Raw genomic sequence first — 19,918 nt, 5'->3', positions numbered from 1 at the left:
GTCTACGGTGTACGCGTGAGTGAGCTGCCCACGGTGCGCCGGATCGAGAACGCCGCCCGCGCGATCCTCGTGGACGAGGGCGCCGAAGCGGTGACCATGCGTCGCGTCGCCGCGGCCGCGGGGATCACGCCGATGGCCACCTACCGGCACTACCCGAACCGGGAGGCGTTGCTGCGCGCGGTCGCCGACGCCGCCATCGCCGAGGTCGCGCGGGGCTGGGGGCAGCGCCCGCACACCGACCTGCTGTCGCGGATGTTCGGGCTGCTCGACGACTTCCTGGACTTCGCGCTGGGCATGCCGAACCTCTACACCTTCCTGCTCACCGACCGCAGGGAAGGGGCGCGGCGGTTCCCGGACGACTTCGCCTCCGGGGCCTCGCCGACGTTCACTCCGCTGCTGGAGCTGGTGCGCCGGGCCATGGCGGAGGGCCTGCTGCGCGAGGACGACCCGCTGGAGGTCACCGTCACCGTCACCTCCCACTCCCAGGGCCTGGTGCAGCTCTACCTCGGCGGCCGGATGGGCATGTCCGAGGCGGAGTTCCGGGCGCTGTGCAGGCGGACGACCGAGCGGATACTGCGCGGGCTGGCCGCCGATCGCGGCGGAATCGGCATTTGATTCTTTGCCCGGGCCGCCGGTCCGGGGGTGTCAACCGGGGATCAGATCCCTTGCGGGAACTCACTCGAACGCAGTGATCGGCACCGGCCGCACCCGCCACGTCGAACCACGAGCGCGCACGTGGCGGACCACGCCCGCCCCGGCCCGAGGGGTCAATGCGGCTTCGAATTTCTCAGGCGCATTCCCAGAAACCATTGACCATAAGTCGCTTGTTTATCGCTTGTGTCATTGTCCACCGCGGGGATTACTCCGTTCGGACGCTGCCGGTCGACATTTCTTCGGTGCACTCTGACCGGCGACGCGCGAGCAGGCACCAGGTTTCCGCTAATCAAAGTCCCGTGCAAGCAGTTTGCCGCGCAAGGAAAAGGCGGGCGTCAGCCGCCGGAATGGGGGCGATTCCATGGAACCGATTTACCTTTCCGAAATGCTCCGGGCGCTGGCCGCCGTGCACGGCGTTCCCGGTGCCCAGCTCGCGGTGCACCGCGACGGTGCCACCCTGCACGCGACCGCGGGAGCGGGCGTGCACGAGGACACCCCGTTCGCCTTCGGAGCGGTGACCAAGACGGTGACCGCCACAGTCGCGATGCAGCTGGTCGGCGACGGCGATCTGCTGCTGGACCTGCCCGTCGCGGGTTACCTGCCGGACCTGACCGGCAGCCCGATGGGCGGTCTTCGCCGCATCACGCTGCGCCACCTCCTCGGGCACGTGAGCGGGCTGGTCGCCGACCACGAACCGCTGGACCCCCGCGACGAGTCGCTGCGCCGCTACGTGGAGGCCATCGGCGACGCCGAGTGCCTCGCGGTGCCCGGGTCGGTCTTCTCCTACTCCAGCACCGGCTACGTCCTGGTCGGCAGGCTGATCGAGATGGCGACGGGGCTGAGCTGGTGGGAGGCCGTGCGGGCGTTCCTCGCCGAACCGCTCGGGCTCGGCCTGACCCGGCTGGACGACCCTCGGCTGGCCGTGCCGCACCTGGTCTGCTCCGGCCGGGCCACCCCGGCGCGGCCCCAGCTCGCGGCGAGCTTGGCGCCCGCGGCCGGGCTGGCCGGGACGGCCGCCGACCTGATCGCGCTGGCGCGGTCGCAGGCGGGCGCCGGACCGGCGGAGGTGCTGGAGCCGGAGGTCTGCGAGCTGCTCCGCGAGCCCGTCGAACCGGTCCCGTTCGGCCTGGCAAGCGCGTGGGGCCTGGGCTGCGCGCTCTACGACGGGCCGCGGGGACGCCTGGCCGGACACGACGGGACGCTGGCGGGTTCCACCTGCTCGGTCCGCTACGACCCGCTGACCGGCGACGCGATCGCGCTCACCACCAACGGCAGCAGCGGTACGGCGCTGTGGGCCGACCTGCTCACCGAGCTGGCCGGACAGGGCTTCGCCGTGCGGGAGGACGAGCAACCGCCACCATGCGACGGGCTCACCCCCGATCCGACGCCTTACACCGGCGACTACGTCAACGGCGCCACCCGGTTCCGGGTCCGCGAGGTGCACACCGGCGACCTGCTCGTCGAGGACGGCACCGGGTTCGCGGTCACCCTGCTGCTGCACGCCGACGGGGTCTTCACCGTGCGCCACCTCGACGCCGAGCGCGGCACGAACTACGGGCGCTTCCTCCGCGACGCGCGCGGTCAGGTGGAGTCCGTGCAGATCAGCGGCAGGCTCGCCCGGCGGGTGGCGACCGCCCCGCACCGGATGTCGGTGGGAGCGTGAGCGCCCCGGCCGCAGCGTCGGCAGCGTCGGCCGCTTCGTCGACGGAGCCGCAGCGGATCCGCTTCGGTGTCCAGGACATCGCCAGGGTGCGCATCCTGGCCACGCTCGGGCCGACCGCGGAGGCGGTCTTCGCGCTGGACGCGCTGAGCCGGTCCAAGCGTGGCGACCGGTTCGGCGCGTGGGGCCAGAAGGTGGTCGCCGCGCTCGGCCCGCGTTGGGGCCAGGTGTGCGCGCTGGTCGACGCCGTCCGGCCGATCCCGGACCTGTTGTGGCTGATCAACCCGTCTGGCGGGGGGACAGCGCCGACCCGGGTCGGCGGGGTGTCCGCCGCCGAGGCCGCGTCGGTGGTGCGGACGTTCGCCCGGCTCGTGGTGGAGCCGCACTGGAACCGCATGCGGCTGTTCCTCGACGCCGAGCGCGACGCCCGCGGCCGGATCGCCGCGGCCGGGGGCAGCGACCGGCTGCTGGGCACGCTGCACCCGCATCTGCGCTGGTCCTCGCCAGTGCTGGAGACCAGGGCCGAGGGCTGCGAGGAGGTCCGGCTGGACGGCCAGGGCCTGGCGTTGGTGCCATCGGTGTTCCTGCACGACCGGGTCGCCGTGCTGGCGGGCTCCGAGTGCGGGTCGGGCTCGCCGATGCTGGTCTTCCCCGCCGTGCGAGACGCCACGGCGGCCGCCTCGCTGTGGGGCGGGGACACCGGCGAGGAGGAGGCGCTCGGCGCGCTGGTCGGGCGGACCCGCTCCCTGGTGCTCCAGGAGCTGACGGAGAGCAGGACCGCCACCGAGCTGGCCCAGCGGCTGGGCATCTCCAATGCCAGGGTCAGCCAGCACACGGGAGTTCTGCGGCAGGCCGGTCTGATCAATACGTTGCGTTACCGGAACACGGTGCTGCATTCCCTCACCGCACTCGGCACGGCATTGTTGGGTGGAAAGGCATTCGATATGGCCGAATGTGCTCCGATATTGTCGGCGCGGGCAACGGGCGACTGATTTCCTCCGATCAGGCGGCGGCGTTGTACTCGGTGACGCGTTCCTGGCCGGTGAGGGCGCGGATCGCGCTCATGACCTCGTCGGTGGTCCTCCTCCGCTCGCGCGCGGTGTTCTCCCGGCCGGAGAAGTCCAGCGGCTGTCCGAAGTGGACGGTCACCCGGTGCGGGCGGGGGAGGCGGGCGCCGACCGGCTGGAGCCGTTCGGTGCCTCGGAGCCCCACCGGGACCACGGGCGCGCCGGTGGACAGCGCCAGCCAGGCGACCCCGGCGCGGCCCCGGTAGAGCCTGCCGTCGAGGGAGCGCGTGCCCTCCGGGTAGATGGCGAAAGCGTTGCCTTCGGCGATGATCCGCCGCGAGGTCTCCAGGGACGCCCGCGCCGAGTGGTAGGTGCCGCGCTCGACCGGGACCGCCCCGAGCGCGCGGAACAGGCGGCGCACCAGCCGCCCGCGCAGGCCCTTGCCGGTGAAGTACTCGGCCTTCGCCAGGAAGACCACGCGGCGCGGCGCCACCAGCGCGATCACCACACTGTCCACAAAGGACAGGTGGTTGGCGGCGATGACGAGCGGGCCGGTACTCGGCACGTTCTCGGTTCCGAGCACGCGCGGGCGGTAGACCAGCCGGAACAGGAGCGAGATCGTCCTCACGGGCACACCATCACCTGACCGGCCCAGGACAGGCCGCCGCCGAAGGAGAACAGCAGCACGGGCGAACCGGAGGGCACCTCGCCCGACTCCACGAGCTTGGACAGCGCGAGCGGGATCGAGGCGGCCGAGGTGTTGCCGGAGCCGACGACGTCGCGCGCGACGACGGCGTCGATGATGCCGAGCTTGTCGACGAGCGCGTCGATGATCCGCAGGTTCGCCTGGTGGGTGACCACGGCGCCGAGGTCGGCGGGCGAGACCCCGGCGCGCTCGCACGTCCGCCGTGCCGCGGAGACGAGCTCGGTGGTCGCCCAGCGGAAGACCTCGCGCCCCTCCTGGCGGAAGAACGGGCGCCAGTCACCGCCGATCCGCACCGCGTGCCCCCGCGTCGGGTCGGAGCCCCAGACGACCGGGCCGATGCCATCCGGGCCGTCGGAGCCGGTGATCACCGCCGCGCCCGCGCCGTCCCCGAGCAGCACGCACGTCGACCGGTCGGTCCAGTCGGTGATGTCGGACATCTTCTCCGCGCCGATGACCAGCGCCGCGCGGGCGGCCCCCGCGCGGATCGCGTGGTCGGCCGTGGCCAGCGCGGTGCTGAAGCCCGCGCAGCCGTTGTTGACGTCGAAGACGGCGGCGGCGGGGACGTCCAGCCGCCCGGCGACCTGGGCGGCGATGGACGGGCAGCGGTCGACTGCGGAGCAGGTCGCGACCACCACCATGCCGATCTCCCCCGGGGCGAGGCCGGACTGGGCCAGCGCCTTCGCGGCGGCGCGCGCGGCGAGGTCGGTCACCGACTCCTCGCGGGCGATGTGCCTGGTCACGATGCCGGTGCGCTTGCGGATCCACTCGTCGGTGGTGTCGACGAGGACGGTCAGGTCGTCGTTGGTCAGGACGCGGTCCGGCTGGTGGTGGCCGAGCGCGGTGACGCGGGGAACGGGCATGCGCGGCAGCTTAGCGTCCGATCGGTCGGACGCTAAATGTGGCGGAGGTGGCTAGAGTGAGCGGCGTGAGTCCGCGGAGATCGGCGACCGAAGCCCGGCACACCCGCTCGGTGATCCTCGACCGGGGGGTGGAGGTGGCCTCGGTCGAGGGCCTTGAGGGCCTGACCATCGGCAGGCTCGCGGCCGATCTGGGCATGAGCAAGTCCGGACTGCTCGGCCACTTCGGCTCGAAGGAGGTCCTCCAGCTCGCGGTGATCGACACCGCCGCCGGGATCTTCGGCCAGGAGGTGCCCGGCCGGGTCACCGGCGTCGAGTCCGGCCTGCCCCGGCTGCGCGCCCTCTGCTCCGCGTGGGTGTCCTACCTGGAGCGCGGCGTGTTCCCCGGCGGCTGCTTCTTCACCGCCGCGGTCGCGGAGTTCGACGACCGCGAGGGGCCCGTGCGTGACGCCATCGCCGGGATGGTCGCGGTGTGGCGACGCGACCTGATGATCCAGATCAGGCTCGCGACGAGTGTCGGCGAACTGCCCGCGGACACCGACGCCGACCAGCTGATGTTCGAGCTGTACGGCGTGCTGCTCAGCCTCAACCACTCGCTGCGGCTGGACCGCGACAACAAGGCCGGGGACCGGGCGCGCCGGGCGATCGCCCGCCTGCTCGGTGGCTGATCACCCCTCGGGCAACGGGAGCAGCGCGGGCTGCACGGGGTCGTGCTCGCGCGGGTCGTCCGGCAGCGCGAGCTGTTCCGGGGCCGGTGCCGACCGGCGCAGTTCCGCGAGCGAGGGCAGCTCCACGGATTCTCCGCGCGCGGAGAGCTCCGCGGCGGCGCGGGCCGCCTGGGTGGCGGTGAGCGCGTCGCCGAGCCCGGCCCGCTGCGCGCTGCGCAGCACCAGCCGCATCAGGTCGATCGCGGAGATCCGCCGCAACCCCGAGCGCTCGTAGAACACATGCGGCCCAACGACATCCGGTCGCTCGGCGCGCCACGCGTCGAGATAGCCGACCACCGCCGCGGGTAACGGCAGCCAGTGCTCACCGTCGTGCATGCCGCGCCGCGAGAGATCGGCCAGCGTGCGCGTGGTGATGCGCTCCGGCCGCCACTGGGTGACCACGAGCAGGCCGGTCAGCGCGGCACCGAGGCTGCCGCCGAGCCACGGATCGCGGTGCGCCTCGGTGACCAGCGCCCGCAACGCGTCGGCGTCGGCGCCCTGGGCGGGATTGCGCGGGTGTGGTGAGTAGGCCGCCGCCGGATCGAGCGCGCGGGCCTGCTGGACGGGGTTGGCTTCGAGCAGCCCGGTCCGCACGCAGTGGGTGAAGAAGGAGCTCCACGCGGTCGCCTTGGTGGCGATGGTGTTGTGCCGCCGCAACGGGTGCGCGCGGTGGTCGAGGTCGTGGCGGTGCCCGGTCAGGGTGTGCGCGTACGCGATCACGTCCTCGGCGCGGGTGGCGAGCAGGCCGCGGCCGCGGTGGCCCAGCAGCCAGCCCGCGAGGCGGCCGAGGTCGCGGCGGTAGCGGGCCCGCGTGTGCTCCGACGGAATGGTCGCCAGCCAGGCGCTCACCAGCCGCGACACAGCCGCGCTGGTCATGATCGGTGCCGTCCTTGCCTTGTCCATGCCGCGATGGTGACACCACCCCCTGACAACCCGGCCCTGACAAACCCCCGACAACCGGCCTCCCGACAACCCGGCCCCCGACAACCCGGCCCCCTGACACCAGGCCCGCCCCACCGCCCCCCGGATACACTCCGTCCGTGCGCACTTCCCGCCCGAACCCCCCTCGATCGGCCCCAGTGGTCCAAACCAATCCCGTTTCGTACTCATAACGGGATTTGGGAGCGCTCTCTTTCCCGCTAGGAGTACGAAACGGGAAAGGCGGTGCTCGGCGGCGTGTTCGGTGCGCGCGGGCACCCGGCTGGCCTAGCGTGTGCGGCAACAAGGACACGAGGAGGACCCGGTGGCGGCGAGCAAGCAGCTGAAGCGCGTGTTGATCATGTTGCTGGGTGGGGCGCTGGTGCTGGTCGGCATCGTCCTGCTGGTGCTGCCGGGGCCGGGCCTGCTGCTGGTGCTGGCCGGACTGGTCACCCTGGCCGCCGAGTTCCCCTCGCTGGAGAAGTACGTGGACCCGGTGCGGGACCGGGCGATGAAGGGCATGGAGGCGGCGGTGTCCTCGCCGCTGAACGTGGCCGGGTCGGTGCTGGCCGGGCTGGGGCTGATCGGCCTCGGCGTGGTCTGGGGCCTGCGGTTGTTCCCGTGGCTGCCGCTGCCCGGCTGGGCCACCGGGTCGAGCCTGATCATCTCCGGCGTCATCCTCTTCGGCCTGCTGGGGTACAGCTACTACCGGGTGAGCCAGCGTCGGCGCTCGGGTGCGGGCCAGGGGTCGTAGGCTGGACCATCGCGCTCCGCGATCGCACGGGAGGCCCAGTGTCACAGTTGCCACTGAGAGTCAGTTCGGAGACCGCTGCCGTGCTGCACGAGGCCCACCACACGATCACAGCGCGGTTCGCTTATGACCGGTACGGCCTCTACGAGTACGTGCGCTCGGTGGCGGAGCGGATCGCGCGCGTGGACGCGTTCCACGTCGGCCTGCTGCACGGGACGAACCGGATTCGCTTCGTCTACGGCCACGAGGACCCGGTGTCCCGCGCGTACCCGCCGAACGGACAGGTGGCGTGGGTCGTCCGGCACAAGCAGACCTACCGGGTCTCCTACGACAACGGCGCCGCGTTGCGCGCGGAGGGCGATGCCGTCGACGTGGTCACCGTGCCGCTGTTCCGGCGGGACCGCACGGGCGGACGCCGGTTGTTCGGCATGCTGTCGATGTACTGCTCTGTGCCCGACGCCTTCGATGACGACGCCGTGCACGCCTTCGAGTGGCTGGCCGGGCTCGTCGCACGGGTGCTCGCGCGGCATCAGGAAGACCTGGAAGCGCTGCGATTACTCCCCGGCGAGACCCCCGGCCTCGCGTCGTCGTCGACACGCGATCCCGTCGTGGAGTACCTGGCGTCGCGGGTGGCCTCGCTGCGCCGCACCGCGGAGGACGTGCTCGTCGGCGGTGAGATGACCCTGGCGGCCGCACACCTGCAACAGGTCGTCACCTCGTGCGCGGAGATCCAGTCGGAGCTGGCGGAGATGTCGTTGCGCGCCGACGACGGCCCGGAACAGCGCTTCCTCGCGCTCACCCCGGCGGAACAGCGGGTCGCGCTGCTCGTCGCGGACGGCCTCAACAACCAGCGCCTGGCCCAGGAACTCGGCATCAGCGCGAACACCGTGAAGACCCACCTCAAGAACATCCTGCGCAAGTACGCCATGGACCGCGCCCAGGTCGCCGAAGACGTCCAGCGCCACCTGGTCCGCTAACCCGCCCCCTCCCAGCCGGGTTCCCCCGTCTTCAAGTACCGCGCACCCCCGCCCCACCCGTCTTCAACCGCCCCCAACCCCCCGGCACCGTCGAGGTTGGGTGCGGTTATTGGTCGTGGGAGAAGGGGTTGGGGGTACTTGAAGACTCACAGGGTGACGGGGTGGTGCAGCAGGGAGAGGACGCGTTGTGCCTCGCGGCCGCGGTTCTGCGCGGTGAAGGACTCCACAGCGCGCTCCCACGCGTCCTTGGCCTCGCGATGCCGACCGAGCGCGGTGTAGGTCTCGCCGATGTGCTCCAGGACATCGGCCTCCACGTAGAGGTTCCCCAACCGCACCGACAGGTTCCGCGCCTGCTGGAAGTAGGTCAGCGCCTCCGCGTACCGGTGGGCGTCGTAGGCGAGCATGCCGAGCCCTTCGAGCGCGCCCGCCTCGCCACCGCGGTCCCCGTGCGCTCGGTAGAGCGCCAGAGCCTCCTCGCAGTGCCACCGCGCCTCCTCGTGCCTGCCACCTAACTTGATCAGGCACCAGCCCACCGCGATGTGCCCCTGCGCGTGCAGCGCGGGCTTGCCGAGTCCTTGGTACACAAGCAAAGCAGCCTCGGCGTGGGCCAGCCCGCGCTCGTGGTCACCGTGCCGGTCGCACGTCGAGACCAGGCTGTAGTGGATGTGCGCCACCACCTCCGGCTCCTCGGCGAGCTCCAGTGCCTGCTCGACGAGGCGCAGCGCGGTGTCGTGCTCGTCGATCCGGGCGTAGGCGTCGGAGGCCGAGCGCAGGCACAGCACCCGCGCGTCCACGTCGCCGACGGCCTCCGCCGAGCGCAGGCCCGCCGACCACAGCGCGATCCGTTCGGACTGCAGGCCGCGGCGCCAGAAGTAGGTGTCCATCGCGCGGGCGATCTGCCAGACCCTGTTGTGCCACAAGAACTCCGCCGCGAGGGTTTGGGCGGCGGCGGCGTTCTGGTGCTCGGTGTCCATCCACTCCATCGCCGACTCGATGTCGTCGAAGGCGGCCGGGACGCAACCGGGCACGGGCGGCTCCATCGTGATCGGCGCCCGGCGCGGGAACAGCGTCCGCTCGACCGCGTAGGCGGAGTGGGCGTGGAAGTCGACCCAGCGACGCAACGCGTCCTCGGGCGAACCGGTGACGATCTCCTTGGCGTACAAGCGGATCAGATCGTGCATCCGGTATCTGTCCGAAGTGGACCTGGTGACCAGGTTGGCGTTCTCCAGCTCGTCGAGCGCCGCCGTGTCCGAGCCGGTGAGCGCGGCGACGGCGCTCCTGCCGATCTCCCGGCCAGGGACGAGGCCGAGCAGCCCGAACAGTTCGGTCGCCGCGGCGGAGAGCCCGCGCAGCGACCAGGAGAACACCGCGCGCAGGTCCACCCGGCTGTCGCCGATCCGCAGCCCGTCCAGCCGGGACCGGTCCTTGCGCAGGCTCCTGGCCAGCTCCGCGAGGCCGAGCCACGGGGAGGTGGCCACCCGCGCGGCGACGACGCCCAGCGCCAGCGGCAGCCCGGCGCAGAGCGCGATCAGCTCGTCGGCCGCCTCGGGCTCGGCGGCCAGCCGGTCCTCGCCCAGCCGCGAGGCCAGCAGCTCCCTGGCGTCGCCGGGGTCGAGGGCGTCGAGGGTGAGCAACCGTGCGCCGGGCAGCCCGCTCATCCGGTCGCGGCTGGTCACCACGACGGTGCACTCGCCGTCCCCGGGCAGCAGCCGGTCGATCTGCTCGACGTTGTGCGCGTTGTCCAGCACCACCAACGCGTTCCGGTCGGCGAGCAGGTCCCGGTAGAGCGCGACGCGGTCGGTGAACTCCTCCGGCAGCGTGTCGGGCGGGACGCCGAGCGCGTCGAGGAACCCGCGCAGCGCCACGTCCGGCCGGACCGGCTCGTGGTCGGGGTCGAAACCCCGCAGGTCCACGTAGAGCTGGCCGTCGGGGAACCGGTTCGGGTCCAGGTGCGCCCAGTGCAGCGCCAGCGAGGTCTTGCCGGTCCCGCCCGCACCGCTGATCACCGTCAGCGTGCCTCTGTCCAATGTGGTCAGTTCGGCGCGGCGCCCGGTGAACGTGCCCGGCGCGGACGGGAGCTGGTGCGGGACCGCCGCCCTCGGCACCGCGCCGGGGGAGTGGGCGGCGAGCTCGGGGGCGGAGGCGAGGATCCGGGCGTGCAGCTCGCGCAGCCGCGAACCGGGATCGGTGCCCAGCTGCACGGCGAGACCGCGGTGGATCCGCTCGTACTCCTGGAGCGCGTCCGCGCGGCGGTCGTTGCGGTAGAGCGCCAGCATCAGCTGCTCGCACAGGCGCTCGTCGAGCGGGTGTTCCACGGTCAGCTCGGTCAGCTCGGCGATCAGCTCCGCGTGCCGCCCGCACTCCAGCAGCGCGTCGATCCGCTCCACCTGCGCGGCCAGCCGCTCCTTGTGCAGCGTCACCCGCACCGCGTCCGCCCACTCCGTGTCGAAGCCGGCGAGCGCGTCGCCCCGCCACAGCTCCAGCGCGTGCCGCAGCAGCACGGCGCGGCCCGCCGGATCGGCCTTCCTGCGGGCTTTCGCCGCGCGGGCGCGGAACTCGTGCAGGTCGATGTTGGCCAGGTCGGTGCTCAGCGTGTAGCCGCCGGGCTGGCGGGTCAGGGTGGCCTCACCGGTGGGCGCGAGCACCCCGCGCAACCGGGAGACGTAGGTGTGCAGCGTCGAGCGCACCCCGGCGGGCGGACCGGCCCCCCAGACGCGCGTGACCAGCTGGTCCTGGGGGATGACCCGGTTGGCGTCCACCAGCAGCGCGGCCAGCACGCAGCGCTGCCGGGGGGAGCCGGTGTCGACCGGCTCCCCGTCGGCGCGCACGTGGAGATCGCCGAGTATCCCCAATTCCAGGGTCACATCGCCTGGATAACGGCTTTACCGGAGCATTTCAAGCCACCTATCAGGAACCTGACCCGCCCGTGTAGCGGCGCAGGTGCGTCGCGGTGAGGGTGCTCCCGTCCGCGACCAGTTCGGCCGGGGTGCCGGTGAACACCACCCGGCCGCCGTCCTGGCCCGCGCCCGGCCCGAGGTCGATGATCCAGTCGGCGTGCGCCATCACGGCCTGGTGGTGCTCGATCACCACCACCGTGTTGTCGTCGTCGACCAGTTGGTCCAGCAGCCCGAGCAGCTGGTCCACGTCGGCCAGGTGCAGGCCGGTGGTGGGCTCGTCGAGGACGTAGGTGGCGGCCTTCTCCGCCATCCGGATCGCCAGCTTCAGCCGCTGCCGCTCACCGCCGGAGAGCGTGGTCAGCGGCTGGCCGAGGCCGAGGTAGCCCAGCCCGACGTCGTTGAGCCGGTCCAGGATCGCCCTCGGGGCCCTGGTGGTGAAGAACTCCCTGGCCTCGGCGACCCGCATGGCAAGGACCTCGCTGATGTCCTTGCCATGCAGCTTGTGCGTGAGCACCTCGGGGGTGAACCGCTTGCCCTCGCACTTCTCGCAGACCGTGGCCACCCCGGCCATCATCGCCAGGTCGGTGTAGACCAGCCCGATGCCCTTGCAGTTCTGGCAGGCGCCCTCGGAGTTGGCGCTGAACAACGCCGCCTTCACCCCGTTGGCCTTGGCGAAGGCGGCCCGGATCGGGTCGAGCAGCCCGGTGTAGGTGGCCGGGTTGCTGCGCCGCGACCCGCGGATCGCCGACTGGTCGACCACCACCACGTCGTCGCGGCCGGACAGCGAGCCGTGGATCAGCGAGCTCTTGCCGGAGCCCGCGACACCGGTCACCACGGTCAGCACGCCGAGCGGGATGTCCACGCTGACGTCCTTCAGGTTGTGCAGCGAGGCCCCGGTGATCGACAGCTGTCCGCGCGGCGCGCGCACCTGGTCGCGCAGGCGCGCGCGGTGGTCGAGGTGCCGCCCGGTGAGCGTGCCCGAGGCGCGCAGCCCCGCCACGTCGCCGGTGTAGCAGATGTGCCCGCCGTTGATCCCCGCGCCGGGGCCGAGGTCCACCACGTGGTCGGCGATCTCGACGACCTCCGGCTTGTGCTCCACCACGAGCACGGTGTTTCCCTTGTCCCGCAACAACAGCAGCAGGTTGTTCATCCGCTGGATGTCGTGCGGGTGCAGGCCGACCGTGGGCTCGTCGAAGACGTAGGTGACGTCGGAGAGGCTGGAGCCCAGGTGCCGCACCATCTTCACCCGCTGCGCCTCGCCGCCGGAGAGCGTGCCCGACTCGCGGTCCAGGCTGAGGTAGCCGAGGCCGATCTCCACCAGCGAATCGAGCGTGTGCCGCAGGTTCTCGACCAACGGACCGGCGCCGTCGATCTTGCTCACGAACTCCGCGAGGTCGCTGATCTGCATCGACGCGCACTCGGCGATGTTCCGGCCGTCGATCAGCGACGACAGCGCCGCCGGGTTGAGCCGGGCGCCATCGCAGGAACCGCAGGTGGCGAAGGCGACCGCGCGGTCCACGAAGGACCGGATGTGCGGCTGCATCGCCTCGCGGTCCTTCGACAGGAACAGCCGCTGCACCTTCGCGGCCAGTCCCTCGTAGGTGACGTTGGTGTTGCCGAGCTTGACCTTGTGCGAGGTCCGGTGCAGGAAGTCGTCCCACTCCGTCGGCGAGTAGTCCTTGAGCTTCTTGTCCGGATCGAGCAGGCCCGACTGGAAGTAGGTCTGCACGTACCAGTTGTCGACGGTGAAGCCGGGCACGGTGATCGCGCCCTCGCGCAGCGACAGTTCGCGGTCGACGAGCTGGTCCACGTCGATGGTGGAGACCCGGCCGAGGCCCTCGCACTCCGGGCACATGCCCTCGGGGTTGTTGAAGCTGAAGGCGTGCGCGCCGCCGACGCCCGGCGTGCCGAGGCGGCTGAAAGCGATGCGCAGCAACGTGTACGCGTCGGTCGCGGTGCCCACGGTCGAGCGGGAGTTGGCGCCCATCCGCTCCTGGTCCACCACGATCGCCGCGCTCAGGTTGTGCAGCGCGTCCACGTCCGGCCTGCCCGCGCTGGGCATGAAGGACTGGATGAACGCGGTGTAGGTTTCGTTGATCAGGCGCCGCGACTCGGCCGCGATCGTGCCGAAGACCAGCGAGGACTTGCCCGAGCCGGATACGCCGGTGAAGACGGTGAGCCGGCGCTTGGGGATGTCGAGCGACACATCGGCCAGGTTGTTCTCCCTGGCCCCGCGAACCTGGATGACGTCGTGGCTGTCGGCTGCCGTGCGCAGGACAGGCTCCTCTCGGCAGAGATTTCCTTAGGGTGTAAACTGAGGCTACTTTATGGTGTAAGGAGTTTGCAAATGGTGGTGTACGCGGCGCAGGGCGACGCCCGCCGCTCGATGGGGCTGCTGTGGCGCTCCGGCGCCGGGGACCACTCGCGCCCAGGCCCGCGACCAGCGCTTTCGGTCGAGATGATCGTCGAGGCGGGGATCGCGATCGCCGACGCTGACGGCATGCCGGGCCTGTCGATGCGCGCGGTCGGCGAGCGCCTCGGTCGCACCGCCATGGCGCTCTACACCTACGTGGCGAACAAGAACGAGCTGGTCGACCTCATGTACGACCGCACGCTCGGCGAGCTGCCGACCGACTACTCCGGCCACCGGGAGTGGCGCGCCGCGGTGACCGCGTGGGCGTGGGACACCTGGGACTTCCACCTCCGGCACCCGTGGCTGCTCCAGGTGTCCCAGGCGCGTTCGGTGCTGGGCCCCAACGAGTTCCAGTCCGTGGAGACGCTCGCGGTGATCCTCGCCCGCCTGGAACTGCCCGCGAAGGAGGTGCGGCGCCTCATCGGCACGCTGACCACCTACGTCCGCGGCGCGGTGCGGCTGGTCGCGGAGGCCCGCGCGGCGCAGGCCGAGACCGGCGTCTCCGACGACGAGTGGTGGCTGACCCGGTCGGCCCTGCTCCAGGAGCTCGCGCCGGACTTCGGCGAGCGCTACCCGGCGCTGACGAAGATGGAGTCCGAGCGGGCCTTCCAGCTGGAGGACGAGACCGTGCCGTACCTCGAACAGGAGGCGCGCGAGACCTTCCGATCAGGGCTGGCCACCGTGCTCGACGGCATCGAGGTCGCGGTCCGCCGAGCCCGAATCGCCTGATCCGCCGTAGTCGGGGCGTCTTCAAGTCCTACGAACCCCCCAAACGATCACCGAAAACCGCCCCCAACCCTCTGCGGGGTTGGGGGCGGTTAAAGACCGGTGGGGAGGGGGTCCGGGGTACTTGAAGACGCCCCAACCCGAGGCGGAGTGATCAGTAGCGGCCGAAGACGAGGTTGCCCCGCGCGTCGTTGTCGTCGCCCGCCCAGAACTCGAACCACAGATCGGCGAACTCCGCGCGGGAGAGCCGTCCGTCCCCGTCGGAGTCCAGCAGCGCGAAGATCTCCGAGGTGTCCGCGTGCGAGCCGGTCCAGCCCGTGATCATCTCGCCGTACTCGGCGGCGGAGACCTCGCCGTCGCCGTCCCGGTCCACGGCGTCGAACATCGCGTTCGCGGTACCCGCCACGGCCTCGCGCATCGACGACAGCCGCACGGCGACGGCCAGCACGTCCGCCAGCGTCACGGTCTCGCCCTCCGGGTCGGCCGCCGCGAGCAGCGTCGCCCACCAGCCCATCATCACTGCGGTGAGCAGCGCGTGCGCGTCGCTGCCGGGCTCGGCGCCGCGCAGCGCGGTCCAGCGGTCGGTGAGCGCGCGGAAGTCCGCTTCGGTGAGGAGTCCGTCGGAGTCGGCGTCCATGGCGGAGAACACCCGGGCGATCTTGCGTCGTTGCAGGTCGCTGGCCATGCGTGATCCTCTCTGCTGCCGGAGCTGTCGAGGGTGCGCCCGCGCCGTGGCACAGGCAACTGGCCGGACGGGTGGCATCGCCGGTCACGCTCGGTGGTCGGGCATCTCGTCTAGGCTGGCCGCCATGACGGCGCCGCTGGCCCTGGCGGGCATCGCCCCCGCCGACGTGGCCTTCCAGGAACAGCTGACCGACGGCTTCTACAACACGCTCTACCGGTTGGAGATGGTCGACGGGGCGCGGCAGGTGCTCAAGGTCGAGCCGTCCCCGAACCAGCCGCGGCTGGACTACGAGATCGCCCTGCTGGCCACCGAGGAGCTGTTCCTCCGCGTCGCCGAGACCGGCGGCGTCCCGGTGCCCAGGGTGATCCGCGGCGACGAGGGCTACCTGCTCATGGAGGAGGTCCCCGGCCAGACCTGGCACAGCCTGCGCGCGGAGCTGGCCGAGGCGGACCAGGCCCGGCTGCGCGCCGAGCTCGGCCGGGTGGTCGCCGACCTGCACCGGCTGACCGGGCGGCGGTTCGGCTACTCGCAGCGCGGGCTGGCGAGCACCTGGCGGGAGGCGTTCCTCGGGATGGTCGACGCGGTGCTGGCCGACGCGGCGCGTTTCGGCGTGCAGCTGCCGGAGATCCGGTCCCGGGTCACGGCCGCGGCACCGCTGCTCGACGACGTGGTCACCCCCGCGCTGGTGCACTTCGACCTGTGGCCGGGCAACATCATGCTCGACGCGCCCCGGGGGACCCTGCACATCAGTGCGCTGATCGACGGCGAGCGCTCGTTCTGGGGCGACCCGCTGGCGGACATGGCCTCGCTGGCGCTGTTCGGCGACATCGAACAGGACGAGGCGTTCCTGACCGGCTACCGCCAGGCCGGGGGAGTGCTGGTCTTCGACGACACCACCCGCGCCCGCATCGCGCTGTACCAGGTCTACCTCTACGCGATCATGCTCGTGGAGGCCGTGCCGAGGAAGCGCGCGGCCGCGGCGCAGACCGGCGAAGCGCTGGACCGCGCGCTGGCCGCCCTGGGCTGATCAGGCGTCCTGACCTGGGAGCCGGGGCTGGGCGGACCCCCGGAAACCGCCCAGCCCCAGCGGCATCAGGGCGCGCCGACCTCGATGTTGGTGAGGCCGCGACCGGCGTTGCGGACCTTGTTGTCGGAGTGCACGACGGCGGGTTTCGCGCACTTGTTCTGGTTGGTCACGTTGATGGCCCACCCCTTGGCCCCGCCGAGATCGGAGTCGTTGGCGCGGAAGACGGTGCCGCAGCCGGTCCCGTCGACGACGGTGTGCGTCTGGTAGCCGTCCACCAGCGCGCCCGAGCCGTCGAAGGTGCCGCGGTTGCCCTCGACCAGGTAGCCGTCGCCCTTCACGTCCACCCAGGAGTCGGCGTAGTTCTGACCGCTGATCCCGTGCCCGTCGAAGGAGTTCCCGCGGATGACCCCGCCCGCAGTGCCCTCCTTGACGTCCACGTGCTCGGCGGTGACACCGGGGCCGATGGTGTTCTCCAGCGCCTGGTTGCGGTCGCTGCGGTCGGGCCCCTTGCCGCCGTTCTCACCGAACTTCTTCCAGTTGCTCTTGGCCGAGCCGAAGTAGATCCCCTCACCGAACTGCGGTTTCCCGCGGCCGGTGTCCCGGATCGTCGAGCGCCGGATCACGTTGTCGGAGCTGGAGGTCCGGAAGTGCACCGCCTCTTCGTCCACTGTGGACAGATGGAGGCCGTCGAGCACGACGTGGTGCGAGCGGTCCAGCACGACGCCCTTCGCCGAGCGCCGCACCGAGAAACCGTTGAGCCTCCAGTGCGCCGCGCCGTTGAGGTGCAACCCGTAGCCGCCCCCGTTGGACAGCACGGCTTCCCTCGGTCCGGTGAGCGTGATCGGCGCGGCCGCGCTACCGGCGGCGGTGATCACGAACTCGCCCTCGTAGGCGCCGGGAGCGAGCGTGATCGTGGCGCCGGGTTTGGCGTTTGCCAGGGCTTTGGCGAGTTCCTGCGGTGTGCCAACGGTGATGTCCGTGGTTGGGTCCACGGGCGCGGCGATCGCCGGAACGGCCAGGGCTGTCGCTACCAGCGACGCCGCGAGCAGGGCCGCCGGGCGGCTCCAGGTGGTCATGACGGCAAGGTAGAGACGAGCGCCGGGAGGGCTCCCGAGATGCAGTACGGTGCCTGGCACAGCGCGTGATGGGGGAGACACCGGTGCGTTCGGGGACGCTCATTGCCGGCCGGTACCGGCTCGACGAGCCGATCGGCGCGGGCGGCATGGGCATGGTCTGGCGCGCCACCGACGAGCAGGAGGGCCGCGAGGTCGCGCTGAAGCAGGCGACCACCGAGGACCGGACCCGCCGCCTGCTGCGCCGCGAGGCGGCGATCGCGGCCCAGCTCGACCACCCCAGCATCGTCACCTTCCTCGGCGAGGTCCAGGACGGCGACGAGTGGTGGCTCGTCATGGAGTACGTGCCGTCGAGCAGCCTCGGCACCCTGGTCCACGCCGAGGGCGCGATGCCCCCGGCCCGGGTCGCGCGGCTCGGCGTGCAGATCGCGGACGCGCTGGCCGCGGTGCACGCCAAGGGCGTGGTGCACCGCGACGTCAAACCCAGCAACGTCCTCGTCGCCGCCGACGACGTGGCCAAGCTGACCGACTTCGGCATCTCCCGGGCGCTCGGCACCGAGACGACCTGGACACACACCGGCCTCGTCGGCGGCACGCCCGCCTTCCTCGCCCCCGAGGTCGCCAACGGCGAGGAGCCCACGGCCGCCTCCGACGTCTTCTCCCTGGGCGCGACCCTGTTCACCGCGGTGGAGGGCCGCCCGCCCTTCGGGGACGCGGAGAACCCGCTCGCGCTGCTGCGCCGGGTGGCCACGGCCCCGATCCCGCTCGCGGACAACGCCGGGCCGCTCTCGCCCGTGCTCGTGGAGCTGATGCGGCGTGATCCGGCGGCCCGGCCCGACGCCAGGACCGCGCGCCGCCTGCTCCAGGACGTCGTCGACGAGCGCCGCACCGGGCCCGCCGCGTGGAAGCGCTGGGCGCTGATCGCGATCGTCGTGCTCGCGGCGGCGGTGACCGTGCCGGTCCTCTGGTCCAAGGCGCCCGCGCTCGGTGCGGGTGACCAGACCACCGCCGACCCGTGCGCGCTGTTCGACCTCGACGCGATCCGGCGGTTCGGCACAGCCGACCTGGACGTGGCGTACTCCGGGTTCCCCCGCTGCGACGTGCTCGTCCGCGGCGAGGGGAACAGCTACGTCGACCTGTCGGTGGAGCTCAAGCCGCTGCTGGGCGCACCGCCCGGTCCCGCGGAGCAGATCGGGCCGATCACCGTGGTCCAGGGGCGCAACGAGAGCAAGGTCTGTGACCGGACGGTGGTGCTGCCGGACAACGTCGGTGTCGTCGTGGAAGCCGACCACGACGGAGACGGCCGCGTGCCGCCCGATCTCTGCGTCATGGCCGACGAGGCCGCCCGCCACGTGGCCACCCTCGCCGGACAGGCCCCGCTGCCGCGCCGGAACGCGCCCTTCCCGGCCCGGTCGCTGGCGCGCCTGGACGCCTGCCTGCTGCTGCCGGGGGACGCGCTCGCGCGGGTCCCCGGCGTGGACCCGGCGGTGCGCAAGGCCGGTTTCGGGAACTGGGACTGCACCTGGCGGAGCAGGACCAGGAACATGGGCGTGGAGCTGTACTTCGACCGGGGCAACAACTCGTTCAACGAGCAGCGTGACGGCCGGTTCGCCTTGGTCGGCGGCTTCGCCACCTACACCGAGCCGGGCGGCACGGGCGACGACGCGGGCTGCGACGTGCGCGTCGTCGACCACACCTACTCCCTGCCAACCGGAAAGACGAAGGCCGAGACCGTGGTGATCGCCGTGGGCGGGGGAGGCGAGACCGCCGAGCGGCACTGCGGTGTCGCGGCCGACCTGGCCAAGGCGCTCGTGCCGGTCCTCGCGGCGAGACGATGACGGAGGTACCCGCAGAAGTGGAACCGGACAAGGACGACGACGTCCGCAAACTGTCCTCCGCGCACGACAGCCTCGCCTTCGGCGTGTCCTCCGCGGCACCGCCGGGCACGCTCTACGCCCTGGCCACGCTCGGCGGCGTCTCGGTGCGGCCGAAGGACGAGCGCAAGGTCCTCTTCGGCCGCAACCGCGAGGATGTGCACGTCTGCGTCGGCGGGGACGACACCAAGGTCAGCCGGGTGCACGGGGAACTGGTGTACGGCGGAAAGCTGTGGCAGGTGGTCACCACCGGCAAGCTGCCGATCCGGCTGCCCGGTTCCCGGATGCTGTTCCGGGGCGAGGAGCCGATCCCGCTCGGCGAGGGCTACACCCCGCTGTTCGTCCGAGGGTCCAGCGGCCGCGAGCACCTGCTGGAGATCTACGTGGTCGGGGCGGACGGGCAGCGCCCGGTGTCCCGGCACCGCGACGTCACCCAGCCGCCTAAGACCTGGCGGTTGAGCCAGGCCGAGCGACTGGCCCTGGTCGTGCTGGGGCAGCGCTACCTGCTGCACGAGGCGCGCCCGCAGCCGCTGGCCTGGCGGCAGGCCGCCGACCAGCTCGCGGAGCTGAAACCGGACGACGGCTGGACCGCCAAGCGCGTCGAGCACCTGGTCGTCGCCGTCCGCACCCGCCTGTCCAGGGGCGGCGTGCCCGGCCTCACCCGCGAGGAGGTCGGCGAGCCGGTCGGCAACTCGCTCAACGACAACCTGCTGCGCGAGTTGATGCTGTCCACCACGCTCGTGCCGCCGGACCTGGCCGTGCTCGACGGCGACGACTTCTAACCCACGTACGCAAGCGATCACCCACGACCGCGACACCCCGCACACCCCTCCCCCGAAACATCAGCTGGGCAGCCCAAAATCCCGTTTCGTACTCAAAACGGGTTTTTGGAGCGCTCTTTTTCCCGTTATGAGTACGAAACGGGGTTCTCTAGACGGCGCCCGCGGGGGTTGGGGTGTGCGGGCGGGTGGGGTGCATGGGCTGAG

At 71.8% G+C, this 19,918-nt stretch carries 17 protein-coding genes; 10 read left to right on the top strand and 7 right to left on the bottom strand.

What is annotated here, in order from left to right:
• The first annotated feature begins 15 nt into the window (after positions 1–15).
• From NLX83_RS31475 to NLX83_RS42095, 3 genes are all read left to right on the top strand, one after another.
• Positions 16–615 (top strand): TetR/AcrR family transcriptional regulator, encoded by a 600-nt coding sequence (locus NLX83_RS31475; protein WP_254238858.1) that lies wholly within the window; start codon positions 16–18, stop codon positions 613–615.
• Positions 616–1,039: 424 nt separating this feature from the next.
• Positions 1,040–2,317 (top strand): serine hydrolase domain-containing protein, encoded by a 1,278-nt coding sequence (locus tag NLX83_RS31470; RefSeq protein WP_254238857.1) that lies wholly within the window; start codon positions 1,040–1,042, stop codon positions 2,315–2,317.
• Positions 2,314–3,306 carry an ArsR/SmtB family transcription factor gene (locus tag NLX83_RS42095; protein ID WP_254238856.1) on the top strand — a complete coding sequence of 331 codons (993 nt, stop codon included), beginning with the start codon at positions 2,314–2,316 and terminating at the stop codon, positions 3,304–3,306. Before NLX83_RS31470 ends, NLX83_RS42095 begins: the two co-directional genes overlap by 4 nt.
• A 10-nt stretch (positions 3,307–3,316) precedes the next feature.
• On the opposite strand, the gene NLX83_RS31460 is transcribed toward NLX83_RS42095, so the two are convergent.
• Together NLX83_RS31460 and NLX83_RS31455 are read right to left on the bottom strand one after the other, a co-directional pair.
• Positions 3,317–3,949 carry a lysophospholipid acyltransferase family protein gene (locus NLX83_RS31460; protein ID WP_254238855.1) on the bottom strand — a complete coding sequence of 211 codons (633 nt, stop codon included), beginning with the start codon at positions 3,947–3,949 and terminating at the stop codon, positions 3,317–3,319.
• Positions 3,946–4,887 (bottom strand): beta-ketoacyl-ACP synthase III, encoded by a 942-nt coding sequence (locus tag NLX83_RS31455; RefSeq protein WP_254238854.1) that lies wholly within the window; start codon positions 4,885–4,887, stop codon positions 3,946–3,948. Before NLX83_RS31455 ends, NLX83_RS31460 begins: the two co-directional genes overlap by 4 nt.
• Before the next feature lie 65 nt (positions 4,888–4,952).
• Between NLX83_RS31455 and NLX83_RS31450 the strand changes: the two genes are divergently transcribed.
• A complete protein-coding gene (locus NLX83_RS31450; protein ID WP_254238853.1) occupies positions 4,953–5,552 on the top strand; it encodes a TetR/AcrR family transcriptional regulator in 600 nt (199 codons plus the stop codon).
• On the opposite strand, the gene NLX83_RS31445 is transcribed toward NLX83_RS31450, so the two are convergent.
• Positions 5,553–6,494, bottom strand: coding sequence for a hypothetical protein (locus tag NLX83_RS31445; protein WP_254238852.1), 942 nt, complete (start codon positions 6,492–6,494; stop codon positions 5,553–5,555). It lies immediately after the preceding gene.
• A gap of 340 nt (positions 6,495–6,834) precedes the next feature.
• On the opposite strand from NLX83_RS31445, the gene NLX83_RS31440 reads away from it, so the two are divergent.
• Both NLX83_RS31440 and NLX83_RS31435 read left to right on the top strand, forming a co-directional pair.
• Positions 6,835–7,263 carry a PGPGW domain-containing protein gene (locus NLX83_RS31440; RefSeq protein ID WP_254238851.1) on the top strand — a complete coding sequence of 143 codons (429 nt, stop codon included), beginning with the start codon at positions 6,835–6,837 and terminating at the stop codon, positions 7,261–7,263.
• Positions 7,264–7,301: 38 nt separating this feature from the next.
• Positions 7,302–8,237 (top strand): LuxR C-terminal-related transcriptional regulator, encoded by a 936-nt coding sequence (locus NLX83_RS31435; RefSeq protein WP_254238850.1) that lies wholly within the window; start codon positions 7,302–7,304, stop codon positions 8,235–8,237.
• Between the two features lie 146 nt (positions 8,238–8,383).
• Here the strand turns inward: NLX83_RS31435 and NLX83_RS31430 are convergent, their stop codons facing one another.
• On the bottom strand, positions 8,384–11,101 hold the full coding sequence (locus tag NLX83_RS31430; RefSeq protein ID WP_254238849.1) for an AfsR/SARP family transcriptional regulator: 2,718 nt from the start codon (positions 11,099–11,101) through the stop codon (positions 8,384–8,386).
• A gap of 43 nt (positions 11,102–11,144) precedes the next feature.
• Positions 11,145–13,409 carry an ATP-binding cassette domain-containing protein gene (locus NLX83_RS31425; RefSeq protein ID WP_254238978.1) on the bottom strand — a complete coding sequence of 755 codons (2,265 nt, stop codon included), beginning with the start codon at positions 13,407–13,409 and terminating at the stop codon, positions 11,145–11,147.
• A gap of 72 nt (positions 13,410–13,481) precedes the next feature.
• Here NLX83_RS31425 and NLX83_RS31420 point away from each other — a divergent pair, with 72 nt between their 5' ends.
• Positions 13,482–14,276: a TetR/AcrR family transcriptional regulator C-terminal domain-containing protein gene (locus NLX83_RS31420; RefSeq protein ID WP_254238848.1), complete on the top strand. Its 795-nt coding sequence runs from the start codon at positions 13,482–13,484 to the stop codon at positions 14,274–14,276.
• Positions 14,277–14,427: 151 nt separating this feature from the next.
• On the opposite strand, the gene NLX83_RS31415 is transcribed toward NLX83_RS31420, so the two are convergent.
• On the bottom strand, positions 14,428–14,958 hold the full coding sequence (locus NLX83_RS31415) for an EF-hand domain-containing protein (RefSeq protein ID WP_254238847.1): 531 nt from the start codon (positions 14,956–14,958) through the stop codon (positions 14,428–14,430).
• Positions 14,959–15,082: 124 nt separating this feature from the next.
• Here NLX83_RS31415 and NLX83_RS31410 point away from each other — a divergent pair, with 124 nt between their 5' ends.
• Positions 15,083–15,985: a phosphotransferase family protein gene (locus NLX83_RS31410; RefSeq protein WP_254238846.1), complete on the top strand. Its 903-nt coding sequence runs from the start codon at positions 15,083–15,085 to the stop codon at positions 15,983–15,985.
• Positions 15,986–16,050: 65 nt separating this feature from the next.
• On the opposite strand, the gene NLX83_RS31405 is transcribed toward NLX83_RS31410, so the two are convergent.
• Positions 16,051–17,061 carry a hypothetical protein gene (locus NLX83_RS31405; protein ID WP_254238845.1) on the bottom strand — a complete coding sequence of 337 codons (1,011 nt, stop codon included), beginning with the start codon at positions 17,059–17,061 and terminating at the stop codon, positions 16,051–16,053.
• An 83-nt stretch (positions 17,062–17,144) separates the two neighbouring features.
• Here NLX83_RS31405 and NLX83_RS31400 point away from each other — a divergent pair, with 83 nt between their 5' ends.
• Together NLX83_RS31400 and NLX83_RS31395 are read left to right on the top strand one after the other, a co-directional pair.
• Positions 17,145–18,896 carry a serine/threonine-protein kinase gene (locus NLX83_RS31400; protein ID WP_254238844.1) on the top strand — a complete coding sequence of 584 codons (1,752 nt, stop codon included), beginning with the start codon at positions 17,145–17,147 and terminating at the stop codon, positions 18,894–18,896.
• Positions 18,893–19,714: an FHA domain-containing protein gene (locus NLX83_RS31395; RefSeq protein ID WP_254238843.1), complete on the top strand. Its 822-nt coding sequence runs from the start codon at positions 18,893–18,895 to the stop codon at positions 19,712–19,714. Before NLX83_RS31400 ends, NLX83_RS31395 begins: the two co-directional genes overlap by 4 nt.
• Positions 19,715–19,918 lie beyond the last annotated feature (204 nt).

Source organism: Allokutzneria sp. A3M-2-11 16, from assembly GCF_024213555.1.
Classification (GTDB): domain Bacteria; phylum Actinomycetota; class Actinomycetes; order Mycobacteriales; family Pseudonocardiaceae; genus Allokutzneria.
Note: the sequence above shows the minus strand (reverse complement) of the source record. Positions and strands in the feature narration are given on the sequence as shown.

What these genes read in the sequence shown, in the direction of transcription:
- NLX83_RS31470 (WP_254238857.1), top strand. Translation starts at nt 1,040, where the DNA reads ATGCTCCGGGCGCTGGCCGCCGTGCACGGCGTTCCCGGTGCCCAGCTC.
- NLX83_RS31455 (WP_254238854.1), bottom strand. Translation starts at nt 4,887, where the DNA reads ATGCCCGTTCCCCGCGTCACCGCGCTCGGCCACCACCAGCCGGACCGC.
- NLX83_RS31445 (WP_254238852.1), bottom strand. Translation starts at nt 6,494, where the DNA reads ATGGACAAGGCAAGGACGGCACCGATCATGACCAGCGCGGCTGTGTCG.
- NLX83_RS31420 (WP_254238848.1), top strand. Translation starts at nt 13,482, where the DNA reads ATGGTGGTGTACGCGGCGCAGGGCGACGCCCGCCGCTCGATGGGGCTG.
- NLX83_RS31415 (WP_254238847.1), bottom strand. Translation starts at nt 14,958, where the DNA reads ATGGCCAGCGACCTGCAACGACGCAAGATCGCCCGGGTGTTCTCCGCC.
- NLX83_RS31410 (WP_254238846.1), top strand. Translation starts at nt 15,083, where the DNA reads ATGACGGCGCCGCTGGCCCTGGCGGGCATCGCCCCCGCCGACGTGGCC.
- NLX83_RS31405 (WP_254238845.1), bottom strand. Translation starts at nt 17,061, where the DNA reads ATGACCACCTGGAGCCGCCCGGCGGCCCTGCTCGCGGCGTCGCTGGTA.
- NLX83_RS31395 (WP_254238843.1), top strand. Translation starts at nt 18,893, where the DNA reads ATGACGGAGGTACCCGCAGAAGTGGAACCGGACAAGGACGACGACGTC.